Source organism: Butyricicoccus faecihominis, from assembly GCF_014648015.1.
Taxonomy (GTDB): domain Bacteria; phylum Bacillota; class Clostridia; order Oscillospirales; family Butyricicoccaceae; genus Agathobaculum; species Agathobaculum butyriciproducens.
On sequence record NZ_BMQH01000012.1, the window covers coordinates 33,443 to 48,600 of the forward strand.

The 15,158-nt window shown below is 55.2% G+C and carries 12 protein-coding genes; 7 read left to right on the forward strand and 5 right to left on the reverse strand.

Annotation, left to right across the window (positions count from 1 at the left end; genetic code table 11):
- Positions 1-22: 22 nt before the first annotated feature.
- The 4 genes from cas7c to cas3 all read right to left on the reverse strand — a co-directional run bounded on the left by cas7c (position 23) and on the right by cas3 (position 5,856).
- The gene (gene cas7c, locus IEY11_RS11870) at positions 23-910 is read right to left on the reverse strand and encodes a type I-C CRISPR-associated protein Cas7/Csd2 (RefSeq protein WP_188886635.1); all 888 of its coding nucleotides are present in this window, start codon (positions 908-910) and stop codon (positions 23-25) included.
- Positions 911-2,641: a type I-C CRISPR-associated protein Cas8c/Csd1 gene (cas8c, locus tag IEY11_RS11875; RefSeq protein ID WP_188886636.1), complete on the reverse strand. Its 1,731-nt coding sequence runs from the start codon at positions 2,639-2,641 to the stop codon at positions 911-913.
- Positions 2,638-3,300, reverse strand: a complete 663-nt coding sequence (cas5c, locus tag IEY11_RS11880) for a type I-C CRISPR-associated protein Cas5c (protein WP_188886637.1) — start codon at positions 3,298-3,300, stop codon at positions 2,638-2,640. Before cas5c ends, cas8c begins: the two co-directional genes overlap by 4 nt.
- Positions 3,301-3,678: 378 nt before the next feature.
- Positions 3,679-5,856 (reverse strand): CRISPR-associated helicase Cas3', encoded by a 2,178-nt coding sequence (cas3, locus tag IEY11_RS11885; protein ID WP_188886638.1) that lies wholly within the window; start codon positions 5,854-5,856, stop codon positions 3,679-3,681.
- A gap of 489 nt (positions 5,857-6,345) precedes the next feature.
- Here cas3 and IEY11_RS11890 point away from each other — a divergent pair, with 489 nt between their 5' ends.
- The 7 genes from IEY11_RS11890 (at position 6,346) to IEY11_RS11920 (ending at position 13,771) form a co-directional block, all read left to right on the forward strand.
- Positions 6,346-7,392: a methionine ABC transporter ATP-binding protein gene (locus tag IEY11_RS11890; protein WP_118730151.1), complete on the forward strand. Its 1,047-nt coding sequence runs from the start codon at positions 6,346-6,348 to the stop codon at positions 7,390-7,392.
- Complete coding sequence (locus tag IEY11_RS11895; protein WP_118285836.1) at positions 7,373-8,053, forward strand: methionine ABC transporter permease; 681 nt, start codon at positions 7,373-7,375, stop codon at positions 8,051-8,053. The genes IEY11_RS11890 and IEY11_RS11895 overlap by 20 nt, the downstream gene beginning before the upstream one ends.
- A gap of 12 nt (positions 8,054-8,065) precedes the next feature.
- The gene (locus IEY11_RS11900) at positions 8,066-9,019 is read left to right on the forward strand and encodes an L-lactate dehydrogenase (RefSeq protein ID WP_188886639.1); all 954 of its coding nucleotides are present in this window, start codon (positions 8,066-8,068) and stop codon (positions 9,017-9,019) included.
- Between the two features lie 45 nt (positions 9,020-9,064).
- Positions 9,065-9,955 carry a MetQ/NlpA family ABC transporter substrate-binding protein gene (locus IEY11_RS11905; protein WP_161274787.1) on the forward strand — a complete coding sequence of 297 codons (891 nt, stop codon included), beginning with the start codon at positions 9,065-9,067 and terminating at the stop codon, positions 9,953-9,955.
- Positions 9,956-10,019: 64 nt separating this feature from the next.
- Entirely contained in the window at positions 10,020-11,408 is a 1,389-nt protein-coding gene (locus IEY11_RS11910) for an FAD-binding oxidoreductase (protein WP_243184005.1), read from the forward strand.
- A gap of 2 nt (positions 11,409-11,410) precedes the next feature.
- Entirely contained in the window at positions 11,411-12,583 is a 1,173-nt protein-coding gene (locus IEY11_RS11915) for a pyridoxal phosphate-dependent aminotransferase (protein ID WP_188886641.1), read from the forward strand.
- A gap of 18 nt (positions 12,584-12,601) precedes the next feature.
- The gene (locus IEY11_RS11920) at positions 12,602-13,771 is read left to right on the forward strand and encodes a M20 metallopeptidase family protein (RefSeq protein WP_188886642.1); all 1,170 of its coding nucleotides are present in this window, start codon (positions 12,602-12,604) and stop codon (positions 13,769-13,771) included.
- A gap of 63 nt (positions 13,772-13,834) precedes the next feature.
- Here the strand turns inward: IEY11_RS11920 and IEY11_RS11925 are convergent, their stop codons facing one another.
- The gene (locus IEY11_RS11925) at positions 13,835-15,136 is read right to left on the reverse strand and encodes a hypothetical protein (protein ID WP_110435567.1); all 1,302 of its coding nucleotides are present in this window, start codon (positions 15,134-15,136) and stop codon (positions 13,835-13,837) included.
- Positions 15,137-15,158: the final 22 nt, after the last annotated feature.

Consider the following 15,158-nt stretch of genomic DNA (forward strand, 5'->3'; position numbering starts at 1 on the left):
AGGAAGTCCTCCTCGGCGTAGATTACCCCAGTACCTTGCAGGTCACGCCGTCCGGCAGGTTGGCTTCGTCAACCGTGATGGTGTAGTCCGTGTACGCACGCGGCGCAATCACGTCTTCGTTGTGCTCGGCATGGACCAGATCAAACAGCTTGTGCGAGGGTGCGTTGCCAAGCTCGGAATCATGCTTGAACACAATCAGCTGGCGTACAGCCATCTTGCCGCGAGCAGCCGAATGGTCGTTCTCGAACATGTTGATGATTGCTGTCCACAGCAGTTCAAGGTCATCCTCAGAGAATCCGGTCGTCTTGCGGGCGAGGTTGGCAGAAACATAGCCTTCCGCACGGTACAGACCGTAAGGCACGATGTATTTGCGGCCCATTTCGGTGCCCTTTTTCTCCGCGTCAGCCTCGGTGGTGATGGCAACACGCGTGATGGTGACTTCCTGCGGCACAATGGGATCCACACTGCGGGCAAAGCCAAGCTGTACCGGACCGCGCACCTGTCCGCAGTTGAGCGCACCCTTTACAAAGGTGGTCATAACCGCGCCGAATGTGCGAATATCGTAGAAATTCTGGCACATAAAGTCACGCAGCTTGCTGTCAAGCTGATCGTCCTTCTTCTTTGCATCCTTGAGCTTGTCCGGCGCTACGCCGACATAAGCGCAGGCTTCCGCATCGCTGCGGTTGAGCGGCACACTGTCCTTAACGTAAATGCGGTAGCCGGATTCGCCTTCCTTGGCCATCTCTACATAGTTGCGGATTTTGCGCTTGAGGCATACATCGGTCACCAGACCGTAGCCGGTTTCCGGGTCGATACGCGGCATGTTGCCCGCATCCGGATCGCCGTTCGGATTGCCGTTTTCCACGTCGAAAAAGATTACAAATTCATAGCGGTTTTTGATGGGTTCCATTTACTTGTCCTCCTTTACTTTGCGATGGTAGTATCCAAGATAAAAACAGGTGGTTTCTTCGGGGTTATAGCGAGAAGGAAGCGTCTCGGTCAGCAGAGAGAGCAGATGTTCCTTTTCGTTTTGCAATTTAACGGCGTAATTGTGCTTATTGCGCATCAGTTTTTTTATATGGTACTCACTAAGCGGAATAATTTTATTAAATGCAGTTTTAGGAGTGGAGCCAGCCGCACGAAAATAGCTGTCCTTAATACTGCGGTTGATTTGATAATCTACAGATGCAAGCTGAATCTGCTCAAGGACATAAAATAACTGTCCCAGAACGTAGGGCTGGTAGGTGCAGTCTTCGTTTAATTGCATATAAGCCACCTCTTGTAAAGTAGGATGATTTTTGTAATTTCGCCTTAAATACGCCTTCAAAATTGCGGCCCGCCGCCAGTTTATCTCAGAATCTGCGCGGATACGGAGCATAACACCATTCAGCAGTGCCGCCGGATAGCGGTCGTTGTTCCAGACGGCGCGGGCAGTCGCACCGGCCATAACCGGACTCGGCTTTTTGTCGCGGGCACTCTGGTTGACGGTTTCGGCAAGCAGCTGCCACAGCGGCAAAAAGCCGGCAGGCGCCTTCGCCGGACGCTTGATTTCCAGACGTTCATAGTGCGCGTTGACGTTCTTCATCAATTCACCAAACGTGTTTTTATAGAAGAATCGCACACTCAGACGCGCAGCATTCGGTGCCAGACCGAGAATGTAGAATGCACGGTCAGGATCAAGATTTAATTCCTGACACGGTTCGCTGTCTGCAAGGTGTTTGAGCGCAGCGGATAAGTCATTATCCGACCAGCTTTGCGTGTTATTGCCCATAAGGCAGCTGAAAAAATCAGTATACTGCGGTTCTGCAGTCTCCGCCCAGCAAACGACGGTGGTGTCGCCGATGTACTGCGTATGCTCGCGGTCAGCCAGCAGGTGATTGAGCGCCGTCGTATAAGCAAATGCAGCGTGCTTACCAACAGGTGCATTGTAGTTCTGCTCGTGACCGTAGGAACAGAAGGCGGGGGCGTTGAACGACACGAGTGCGGCTCCGCTGGGCTGCGCATCACGTACACCCTTGATGGCAGGATGAACGGCGGCAATCTCATCCAGTTCGCCGGTGACAAGACATTGCTGTTTGGGCGTATCGGAGTCACCGTCGTAATGTGCCTGCCATGCAGCGCAGATGACCGGATCATCTGCCGGATACTGCCCATTCACATAAAATACCAGATTGGCACCGGCAATGATTTTGTCGTAATCATCGACAAGAGCAGGGTGCTGTGCAGCTTCGGCAGGCTGCCATGTATCAAAGAAAGAGAGAATTGCGTGTGCGAAAGGAGAGTCCACAGTGCCTAACAGCTTGTGGTGCAGCTCGGCAGCGGCGTGAAAGCATTGCAGACTGCGTTCCGGTTTGCCTTTTGCGTCTATGCCAAGCAGATATGCCGAATTATCCCACATAAAGTTGGACGTGACACCGGAAGAACGCTTGACTGCCGCCGGCAGACGAATATCCTCGCGCGGACGGAGCACTTTCTTTTTGCCTGCATCCACTTCATGCAGCAGCGGAATAACCTGGGCGAGTTCACCGTTTTCCCGCAGCTGGAGCGCATAACTGATTTTCGGTCTGCCCCAGCCGGGCGCATCGATTTCACCGCGGGCATTGAGGGCATCATAATATTGCGTCAGCGCCTGCAAAATCATTTGACCACCTCCGCACTGTGAATCGTGGGAACCTCCATGACACCGTCTACCAGCTTGGCGCGGAAGAACATCGGTGTGATATTGGCGGGATCGCTGTAATCCATGTCGAGCAGCATCCAGCCGAGATCGTGTTCACCGAGCAGTTCCTCCGGACAAGGCGGAAGTTGTTCACAAAGCTCAAACTTTACCGGAAATTCCCGTGTGCCGAAGTAGGGCATGCTGTAGCACTGTCCGCGGCGCAGACGGCGTTTCATAATGTCTTGAAACTTACCGGGATTGTCAGTCGGCGCAGCCTTGTCGGTCATTTCAAAGTGCGCTTCAATGACATAGTGGACATCACGCAGTACCATTGCGGCACGCTGCTGAATGCTTTCCGATGCAGCAAGGTACAGCTCACCCTTGGGTTTTGCAATCCACGCCTTGACCGAACGTGCGTTGATGGTGTCCTTCACCTCATTTCGACGGATGTTGGTGAAGTGAATCGGCGCACAGACATGAATGCGGTCGATGATCCAGCGAAGCCCGGGGTGCCAGTAAATACTTTCCAGCAAACCGCGCGCCGCAGATGGTGTCATGCAGTCATAACTGACTCGTTCGGTCTTCATTTCGGGTCGGCTGAATAGAGCGTATGGACCGCTGACTTCAACTTGAATTGACATTGGTATATTTCCCTCCTTTACGAAGCCTTGCCAGATATTCCTTGGCATCAACAGAGAGTGGGATATGTGACAGGGCTTCGGTGTAATTTATTGAATAGACAGGGAAGCAAACTTCCTTATCCATGTTTATATCATAGCACTAAAATAAAACAAGAACAACTAATTTCATGAAAAATGTATTCTGCAATATGCATAAATTTAAGAGGGAAGATTTATGCATGTATATAAATTAATACATATAGAGGTTGTATGTATTTCTATTATTCATGGAAAAAGTTATAATAATATTATTGTCGCTGCGAACAGCGTGGATTGAAATATGAAAAATGTTTTCAGTAGAAGAACGAGAGAATGTAATTGCATTCTCTCGTTTTTCTTTCACCCGAAAAACGCCTGACCGCTGTCTGCCTTGAGCGACAGACCGGTTTTCTCATCATACAGCGACAGATCGCACAGAATAGCACTGCGGTCGTCCAGAGCATTGGTTTCATCGGCGGTTTGAAGCGCACCGGCATCATACAATGCCTGAAAATGCGCATTATACACCTGCACGGCGTACTGCCCAAGCTGCCGATACAGCTTTTTAGAGCACGCACCATCGCAAAGCCGCTCGATGAGTTCAGAACCGTCCTTCCACGGAATATAAACTGTGCGTGTGTCGTTGTCGATCATGCGAAAATTCTCGGCAATCGTGCGGAACGGATACAGAGAGCCGCCGCGTCCATGCTCAAACGCGTCGATCACGCCGATTTTATCAATCGCGGAACCGTTCAGCTTGCGCAGTTCGCGGAAATAGTTTTCCATTGTCTGCGGAGAAGCGGGATCGGCATTGTTATCCAGCGCAATATTTGTCGCGCCGATGGCTTGTCCAAACAGCGGCGGAGCCTTCTCCGTGCGGCGGAAAATAGTAACAATGCTGTTCTCTGCGGCACGCTTGCCCTCGCGGTTGCAGCGTCCGGCGGCCTGCAGAATGGAATCCAGACCCGCCAGTTCGCGGTAAACGGCGGGGAAATCTATGTCAACACCGGCTTCAACAAGAGAAGTCGATACGACACGGCAGGGTAAACCGTCATTTAGTCGGCGTCGGATTTCCTCGAGCACCGTACGGCGGTGTGCCGGAACCATCAATGTGGACAGATGGAAACTGCCTTCCTCCGGCAATTTCAAGAAAATGGACTGCGCCGCTTTGCGGGAATTGACGATGCAGAGGACCTGCTCATGTGCGCACAGCAATTCGGCGAGTGCGTCATCCTCGAGGACACCGACTTGCCGGAACGTTACACGGCGGAATTTGTCAAAATAGAACGGAATCTCCGGGCAAATCTCGGAAACCGCATGCGACGGTGCGAATCGCTGAATCAAATCGCCGAGTACCGGCTGGGTAGCCGTACACAGCACGGCAGTTGCGCCGAACTGCTCTACCAGAGCGCTGATGGCTGCAACGCACGGCATCAGATGGCACAGCGGAAGCATTTGCGCTTCATCGAAAATAATCACGCTGTTCGCCAGATTGTGCAGCTTGCGGCACTGTGAGGAACGGTTAGCGTACATCGACTCGAAAAACTGAACGGCGGTTGTGATAACGAGCGGGCTGTCCCAGTTTTCGGCGGTCAGTGCCTTGGGATCGGGATTGCCGTTTTCCTCATCGTTCTCGAACTGTACACCGGAGTGATGCTCGAGTACGTTTTCATCGCCTAAAATACCGCGGAAAACATCGGCATTCTGCTCGATGATGGAGGTGTACGGTACAACATAAATCACACGTTTCATACCGTGTTCAACGGCGTGATGCAGCGCAAATGCGAGAGAACTGGTCGTTTTACCGCCGCCGGTCGGAACCGTAAGCGTGTAAATGCCCTTGGGATTGGCTGCGGCGGAAACGCACGCCTGCAAGATCTGCTGACGGAGCTTGTTCAGCGCGGAAGTCGGGTTGTCCCATTCGTTTAGCTTGGCCTGTAAGCGGGTGAGCAGGGTTTCGAGCGAGTCTCCGATGCCGCGCGGCATATCGCCTTTCATGAATTGCTCGGTATCCAGATAATCCGCGTCCACCAGACAGGAGTACAGCATGCGCGTGCGGAATGACTCGGAAAGCGACGGCTTGGTGACCGGACGCTGCGGCAGGCGTACCGGCGGAATGGGGCAACCCGGGTCGAGCGGCGGAATAGCGGGAGTGCCCCACTTTTTTATTCTGCCGGTGAAGGTGGGCGTGCCTTCTGGGTCGTTTGTGCTGCCTAAATCCGGCAAACCGCTGTGATGCCCCATGACACAAGCGGCTAAGAGCAGATTGTTTGACAACATGATGTTTCGTGCACCGGCGGTTGCATGATCGACCTTTGGACCATTATCCAGAAGACGATGCTGAAATGCGGCAGTTGCTTTGCCGTCATCATGGTGAACACCGGCCTCGTGACCTTCAGCTTGTGCATCGAATGCTTCGGCAAACTGCCCGCAGAGCGTGCCGACACCGCGCTCGTGATCGGAGAGAAGCTGATATTCTGTACGTTCAACGCCGTTTTCATTGATCGGACGGGTATGTGCATAGAATTTTTTATCCATAGCGATCACCTTCTATTGAATTGTTATATACAGTATATAACAGTTAAAGTCCGATAAAAAGTACAACACCCAATATGCCTGCTAAGAAGACCGCCTTGAATTACAGCAAACTGCTGAAAATATCAGTCAAATCCTATAGATTTCGTTGGCTTTATTTGTGCAAAACTGGCAAAACCTCCAGAAAATGAAATTCCTGCAATTCCGAGGTTGACACTGGGGATTGGCTGTGCTATTCTATAACCAACAAATCCAGTAGGGGATCGGAAAGGAGCGAGCAAAATGTTCATCGTAAACGCACGAATGTCGGGTCGAATGTGTATGAACATGCTGTATTATGCTCAGATGCTGCCTGACCGACAGAATACGAAATTACTTTGATCGTCTTGCCTGACGCTGCGCGTTCTTGCGGATTCATTGTATTTTCTGAAGCGGGGAGCTGCGAGCTTCCCGCTTTTTTTGCGCATTTAAGAGGAATAAGGAGGAATTTTCTTGATAAAATTGTCACATATCTCGAAGGAGTTTGTGAGCGGCAAGCGAACCGTTCATGCGGTGCAGGATGTTTCGCTGACGATTGACAAGGGCGAAATTTTCGGTATGATCGGCTTTTCCGGTGCGGGTAAATCGACGTTGGTGCGCTGCATCAATCTGCTCGAGCGGCCGACCTCCGGCAAGGTGATCGTAGATGGTCAGGATATGCTGTCGCTCTCGGCAAAGGAGCTGCGGCAGGCCCGCAAGAAGATTGGCATGATCTTTCAGCACTTCAACCTGATGCCCTCGCGCACCGTAGCCGGCAACGTAGCGTATCCGCTGCGCGGCAGCGGCCTTTCCAAACAGCAGATCGAGGAAAAAGTACAGCGGTTGCTTGATCTGGTCGGCATCGGTGATAAGGCGGAGGCGTATCCCAAGCAGCTGTCCGGCGGTCAGAAACAGCGTGTAGCAATCGCTCGCGCACTGGCAAACGACCCGAATGTGCTGCTCTGCGATGAGGCTACCTCGGCACTCGATCCGCAGACCACCAAGGCGATTCTGCAGCTGCTCAAGCACCTGAACGAAACCCTCGGCATCACAGTCGTTATCATCACTCACGAAATGGCGGTCGTCAAGGAGATCTGCCACCGCGTAGCCGTTATGGAGCACGGCAAGGTGGTCGAGTCCGGCGAGGTGTTCAACATTTTCGCCAACCCGAGAGAGGACATCACCAAGAACTTCATCCACACGACCTCCAATCTCCGCAAGATCGAAGACCTCATCGCGGAGGATTCGCCGGTCGTCAAGCTCAATCCGGGCGAGCTTATCGTGCGCCTGAGCTACATTCAGCGCAATGTATCCGAGCCGCTCATCTCGACGGTATCGCGCAAATTCGACATTGTGCTCAACATCATCTTTTCCGATATCGCCATCGTGCAGAATGCACCGATCGGCGGCACGGTAGCCATTATCAGCGGCAGCCGCGATCAAATCACACAGGCAATCGCTTATCTCAGTGAGAAAAACGTAGGAGTGGAGGTCATCAAGGATGCAAGAGTTTCTGAATAACATCATTCCGAACGTGATGGCAAAGCTGCCGGACTTCTATGCAGCCATCGGCGACACGCTGCTCATGGTGGTCTGGTCGGGTGCGATCTCGTTCGTGCTCGGTCTGACACTGGGCGTGCTGATCACGGTCACCAAGCCGGGCGGCATTCTGGAAAACAAAATCGTCTATCAGATTCTGGACAAGCTGGTCAGCCTGTTCCGTTCCATCCCGTTCATCATCCTGCTGACGTGGGTAATGCCGGTCTCCCGTGCAATTATGGGTACGGCAATCTATGTTCGGGGTGCAATCGTTCCGCTGGTATTCGGTGCGGTGCCGTTCTTCACCCGTCAGGTGGAAAGCGCACTCGCAGAGCTTGATCCGGGTCTGATCGAAGCGGCGCTCTCGATGGGCTCCACACCGCTGGAGATTATTTTCCGCGTTTACCTGAAGGAAAGCGTTGCCGCCATCGCGCGCGGCACAACCATCACGGCGATCAGCCTGCTGAACCTGACCGCAATGGCCGGTGTCGTCGGTGCCGGCGGTCTGGGCGACTTCGCCATCCGTTACGGCCACGACCGCAACATGCTGGACGTTACCAACGTCACTGTTCTGGTCCTCGTCATCATTGTTTGCATTATGGAGTTCGTTGGCGGCAAGGTCGTCAAGAAGAACACGCATTAAGGAGTGTCTGACATGAGTATTTCCAATCGTAAAGTTGTTATCGTCGGTGCAGGACATGTCGGCTCCCATGTCGGCTACGCACTGATTTCGCAGAGTCTGGCAGACGAGATCGTCTACATTGACTCCGATCACGCCAAGGCAGTCGCACAGGCGTTCGACCTGACCGATGCGACCAATTACCTTCCGGTTCGCACCAAGGTCACTGCGGGTGACTACAGTGACGCGAAGGACGCGCAGATCATGATCATTGCGGCAGGCCCGCTGCCGACCGGCAATCAGACCCGCATGGACACCCTGGGACAGACCATCGCCATTTTGAAGGATGTAACAAAATCTATCAGGGAATCCGGATTTGACGGCATTATCATCAGTATCTCGAACCCGGCAGACGTTATCGCGCATTATATTCAGCACACGCTGAACTGGGCGCCGGAGCGCATCTTCTCCACCAGCACTACGCTGGACTCCGCAAGACTGCGCCGCGCGATTGCGCAGGAGATCGGCATTGACCAGAAATCCATCACCGCTTACGCGCTCGGCGAGCACGGCGAAAGCCAGATGGTCGCATGGTCGGCGGTCACCATCGCGGGCAAGCCGCTTTCCCAGTGGCGCGAGGAGTATCCGGACACCTTCGGCAAGCTCGACCTCGATGCACTGGCCGATGCGGGCCGCGAGGGCGGCTGGACCATCCTGCGCGGCAAGCAGTGCACCGAGTTCGGCATTGGCGCTTCCGCCGCAGAAGTGGTTCGCGCCATTTTCTACAACGAGAACCGCGTTCTTTCGGTTTCTGTTCTGCTGAACGGCAAGTATGGTCAGCACGATGTGTATGCCAGTGTGCCCGCTATTGTTAACCGCGACGGCATCGCAGAGATCATCGAGCTGCACCTGACTCCCGAGGAGCAGGAGAAGTTCAACGCATCCTGCAAGACCATGAGCGAGAATTATCAGCTGTCGCTCACTCTCTAACATCAGTCAATTAAAAAATTCACATCATAAACGGAGGTAATCCCAATGAAGCTCAAAAGAATCATCGCACTGTCCCTGTCCGCAGCAACCCTCGCCCTGTCCCTGACCGCCTGCGGCGGCTCGAGCAGCGCAGCTTCCGATAATGCACAGGCATCCGACAGCAATTCCGGCGATGCCGTAACCGTAAAGCTCGGCGTAGTCGGCAGCATCTACGAGGATCTGTGGACCCCGGCCAAGGAAAAGCTGGCTGACGAGGGTATCGACCTTGAGTTCGTACAGTTCTCGGACTACGTTACCCCGAACAACGCACTTGCGAACGGCGAGATTGACCTGAACGCATTCCAGCACCGCATTTACCTGCAGAGCGAGATTGACAACTACGGCTATGAGATCGAGAACATCGGCAACACCTTTATCATTCCGCTGAATCTGTACTCCGACAAGGTTAAGTCGGTTGATGAGCTCAAGGACGGCGACACCGTAGCCATTCCGGACGATGTAACCAACGGCGGCCGCGCGCTCAAGGTGCTGGAGGCTGCCGGTCTGATCAAGCTGAAGGACAGCGCAGAGTTCAACCCGACCATCGACGACATCGAGACCTACAACACCAAGATCACCATCGAGGAGCTGAAGGCAAACGTTATCCCGTCCACGCTGGCTGACGTTACCGCAGCTGTCGTAAACGGCAACTACGCACTGGATTTCGGCCTTAAGACCGAGGATGCCATCTACAAGGATGATCAGCTGGACATCGAGGAGTACTGGAACCTGATCGCAGCACGTTCCGCTGACCTTGAGGATGCGGACAAGCTGGAGACCTACAAGAAGGTCGTTGCAGCGTTCCAGTCCGATGAGACCGAGGCAGTATTCAATGACCAGTTCGGCGGCTACTTTATCAAGGCAGGCTGGGATCAGGATCTGCTGGCAGACAAGTAATTCATAATTATTCCTAATGCCGCCGGAAACAACCGGCGGTATTTTCGGCAGGGAGGAAACAGTAATGCAGATCAACAAACAGGCGCTGCAGGAGATCATTCCGGACAGCGAACGCCTGCTTTTCGAGGAAAATATTCCGGCGGAGTACCTGAGCGACGCGCTCGGCCGCCGCACCGGCACAGCGGATGCACTCGTGTTCGCGCTCTCGACCGAGGAGGTCAGCGGCGTGCTCCGGTACGCCAACGAAAACGGCATCCCGGTCACGCCGCGCGGCGCGGGCACCAATCTGGTAGGCTCGACAATTCCGCTGTTCGGTGGTATCATTCTGGATGTATCCCGTATGAACCGCGTGCTCGAGCTGGACCGCGACACGATGACGGTCACCGTCGAGCCGGGTATGCTGCTCAAGGATCTGCAGGCTTACGTCGAGGAACGCGGCCTGTTTTATCCGCCGGACCCGGGTGAAAAGGCGTCGAGCATCGGCGGCAACATCAGCACCAATGCGGGCGGTATGCGCGCAGTCAAGTACGGCGTAACGCGCGATTATGTGCGCGGGCTGGAGGTCGTCCTTGCGGACGGCACGGTGCTGCATGTCGGCGGCAAGCAGGTGAAGGACGCGAGCGGACTGTCGCTCAAGCATCTGCTCATCGGCTCGGAGGGTACGCTGGCGGTCATCACCAAGTGCCTGCTGCGCCTTCTTCCCAAGCCGGAGACCTCGGTGAGCGTGCTCGTGCCGTTTGCCGACCTCGGCACGGGTATCCGCAGCGTGCTGACCATCCTGCAGGCGAACGCCAACCCGACCGCAGTCGAGTTCATGGAGCGCAAGGTCGTAGCCCTCGGTGAGAGCTTTTCCGGCGTGCAATATCCGCGCCCGGATGCCGGTTCATACATCCTGCTGACGTTTGACGGTCACGAGAGCGAGGTAAACGCGAACATCGAGCGCGTGCGCCGCCTTGCGCTCGCCAACGGCGCCATCGACTATATCGTGCTCCGCAGTGCTGAGCAGGCGGCGGACATCTGGAAGGTGCGCGGTGCGCTCGTCATGGCGGTCGAGGCCGTGTCCGAGCAGGAGCCGGTGGACATCGTGGTGCCCATCAGCCACACGGCGGATTTCGTTCGCTATATCAACGAGCTGGAAGCATCCTCGGGGATGCGTATGATTGCGTTCGGTCATGCGGGCGACGGCAACGTACATCTCTGCGTGGTGCGCGACGGCCGCGACCAGCAGACCTGGGAGCGCGAGCTGCACGACAACATGGAGCAGGCTTACGCCAAGGCGTATTCCTACGGCGGCGTAGCCTCGGGTGAGCACGGCATCGGCATTTCCAAGCGGTCGTACTTCCTGCGGGAAACTGCGGAGGAGAATCTTGCCGTGATGAACACCATCAAGACCGCTCTCGACCCGAAGCACACGCTTAACGATCAGAAATCTTACATTATGGGAGGAAAATAACCATGCAGAGCTTATCCGAACGCACCGCCGGCTTTACCGACTCGGTCATCCGCCGTATGACGCGCGTTTCCATGCAGTATGATGCGGTAAATCTGTCGCAGGGCTTCCCGGACTTTGAGCCGCCGAAGGAGCTGCTCGACCGTCTGGCGCAGGTGGCCTACGAGGATTACCACCAGTATTCCATTACCTGGGGTTCGCAGAACTTCCGCGAGGCGCTGGCCGCCAAGCAGACCTATTTCATGGGTCGCAGGATCGACCCGAACACCGAAATCGTCACGACCTGCGGCAGCACCGAGGCGATGATGGCTGCGATGATGACAGTCACCAATCCGGGCGATAAAGTCATCATTTTCTCCCCGTTTTACGAGAACTACGGCGCGGACACCATTCTGTCCGGTGCAGAGCCTATCTACGTGCCGCTTGTGCCGCCGGATTTCCATTTTGATGCGAACGTGCTTGAGGACGCGTTCCGTCAGCACCCGAAGGCCATCATCCTGTGCAACCCGTCCAATCCGTGCGGCAAGGTGTTCACCCGTGCAGAACTGGAGATTATCGCGTCTCTCGCAGAGAAGTACGATACCTACGTTATCACCGACGAGGTGTATGAGCATATCGTATTCGCACCCAACAAGCACACTTATTTTGCCACGCTGCCGGGCATGTGGGAGCGCACGCTGTCGTGCTCGTCGCTTTCCAAGACGTACTCGGTTACCGGCTGGCGACTGGGTTATATCATTGCCCCGCCGGAGATCATCGACCGTGCGAAAAAGGTGCATGATTTCCTGACCGTCGGCGCAGCAGCACCGCTGCAGGAGGCTGTTGTTACCGGTCTGAAGTTCGGTCAGGACTACTACGACGATCTGCAGGCCAAGTACACGCACAAAAAGGATCTGTTTCTGAAAGGTCTGGACGATCTCAAAATCGCCCATACCGACCCGCAGGGCGCGTACTATGTTCTGCTCGACATTTCCGAGTTCGGCTACGAGAGCGATCTTTCGTTCTGTGAGGATCTGGCGCATTATGTCGGCGTAGGCGCGGTTCCCGGATCGAGCTTCTTCCGTGAGCCGGTCAACAACCTGATTCGCCTGCATTTTGCCAAGAAGGACGAGACGCTGCTCGATGCACTCAACCGTCTGGAAGGTCTGCGTGATAAAATCAAACCGAAACACCGATAAACAGGAGGAAAAGCCGTCATGGATGTAAAGAAAGCCGCAGCGGAAACGAAGGACTACATCGTATCCATCCGTCGGGAATTTCACCGGCACCCCGAACTGAGCCTGCAGGAGTTCCGCACCGCGCAGCGCATTGAGGAGGAACTGGACAAGTTCGGCATTCCGCACACGCGCGTAGGCGAAACCGGCGTGCTCGGCACGCTGAAGGGCGCAAAGGACAACGGAAAAGTGCTGGTTCTGCGTGCGGATATCGACGCGCTGCCCATTGAGGAGACGCACGAGTGCGCCTATCGTTCGGAGAATGCAGGCGTCATGCACGCCTGCGGCCATGATGCGCACGCTGCCTGCCTTCTGGGTGCCGCGAAAATCCTGTCGGAGAACAGAGATGCGTTCAGCGGAAAGGTCCGTCTTGTGTTTCAGCCGGGAGAGGAAATCGGAAAAGGTGCAAAGCCGTTTGTCGCAGCCGGTGTGCTGGAGGGTGCCGAGCGCGTGTTCGGTCTGCACACGGCATACGATTTGGAGGCAGGCACGGTAGGACTCAAACCGGGCATCAACAACGCCGCAGTCGATCATTTCCGCATTCGCGTGCACGGTAAGTCCACGCATGTTTCCACGCCGCATCTGGGCGTGGATGCGCTGTATATCGCCAGCCAGATTGTTGTGGCAGTGCAGGGACTGGTTACGCGCCGCACTTCACCGACCGAGCCGGTCATCATCGGTATCGGCAAGCTGAACGCAGGCACGACCTACAACGCCGTGGCAGCATTTGCTGAAATGGAGGGCACAACGCGCACCATTTCGCAGGAGAGCCGCGACCGCGTCCGTGCACAGGTCAGTGAGACCGCGCAGAGCATTGCGGCGCTGTACGGCGGCACGGCGGAAATCGAGTGGACGGACTTTGCCGCTGCGCTCATCAACGACCCGCAGGTTTGCAGAGAAGCGGCGGAGGTCGTGGACGAGCTGCTCGGCGCGGGACACGTTGTAACCGACCGCGAGCTGTCGCTCAGCGGCGACAATTTCGCCGAGTTTGAGCTGTATAAGCCGGGCGCGTATGCGTATCTCGGCACCGGCAATCCGGATTTGCCGCACACGATGATCACCAACCATAACGGCGGCTTCGATGTGGACGAGAATGCACTTGTGACCGGTGCCGGTCTGTATGTCGGGTATACAGTCGCGCGGCTTGGATAAAGCAAAACGCTCAGCTATCAAACGATAGCTGAGCGTTTTGCTTTTGGAATTACAGTTTTGAACTTACATCCCGCACTCAAGTCCGTTATACCGTGTCACCACAAACGGATAGCTGAGTGTTTCAGGCTGGATGCCAAGCTGCCGCAGACCGGCGCACAAATCCTCGACAACCTGCATATCGTGGTCGCGCTGCGCAACGGACAGTTTCATTTTATCTCCATACGACGAGATCAGCAGCGCAAACGGCTGCACGGCGCACGGCAGGATTGCGCCGTAATCGAGTACATACGGACGGCAGCTTTCCGGCAGGGCGAACCGGCCGACATTGGTAATGAGAAAGCTGTCCTCGAGCACAAAATCAGTCGTGACCTTCTGTGCCGCCTGCATTTTCTCCGCGAGCGGCATGTCTGCCTCATGCAGCGATTCACAGCGGTCTGCGGCGGCTTTCGCGCGATAGAGCAGCTGTTCGCGCTGCATCTGATCCTTCAAAAATGCCTTCGTGCGCCGGAACACCTCGTCATTCGGCAGATCGCGGTACTCCGGAAAATACGGCAGATCGATAAAGCAAATAAAATACCGCGTGGTAAGCGTCGGCAGCAGCGGACGCAGATCGACCGGAATCTCCGCGATAACCGGCTTGTCCGTTCCGCCGAACTTATCATCAAACGCTTTCATCATCAGCGGAGCCAGTACAGACAGCGGACTGACGCCGATGGACTTTGCGTAATCGTGCAGCTGCGAAAACGGGAACGTCACCTCGGTGACGACCTCGGAGCCGTCAGCGCCCCACTGTACCTCGGGGGCATGAACAGCCTCCGGCTTTTTCCAGATGCCATCCGGCGAAAATTCACGGTCTGCCAGCTGCTCGTAGCCGTTTGCGCTCTCCTCGGGAGACCAGCGGGTATCCATGCCGCGCACAGAGCCGTCATTCTCAACCGGGAAACCGCAGTTTTTCAGGTACTGGAACAGTACACAGCGGATAAACTCCTCGAATCCGCGTCCATCCGAGATAGAGTGCTGATACTCCATATAGATGGTCTTGTCATGGTAGCCGACGAGAAATAAGTATCCGTTCGTATCCTTGGAGCCGATGGTGTAGCGGGTGGATACACCGTCGAACGGCAACACTACGGCAGGCTGCACGTTTCGGCGGTAGCGGAACGCGGTCTCGGTCGGCTCGGCGGTCAGCATCATGTGCGGAAAGCGCAGCAGTGCCTGCTCGACGGCTTCGCGCAGCTTGTCCGGGCGCACTTTATCGCGCATGCGGATGGTGTGGCGCGGCACACAGGCGACGGTTTCATGGGTGTTATACAGGAAGATTTTTGCATAGCTGTCCGTGCGGAGCAGCGGGTCATTCATGGTCATTATAGCATTCTCCTCAAAGCAT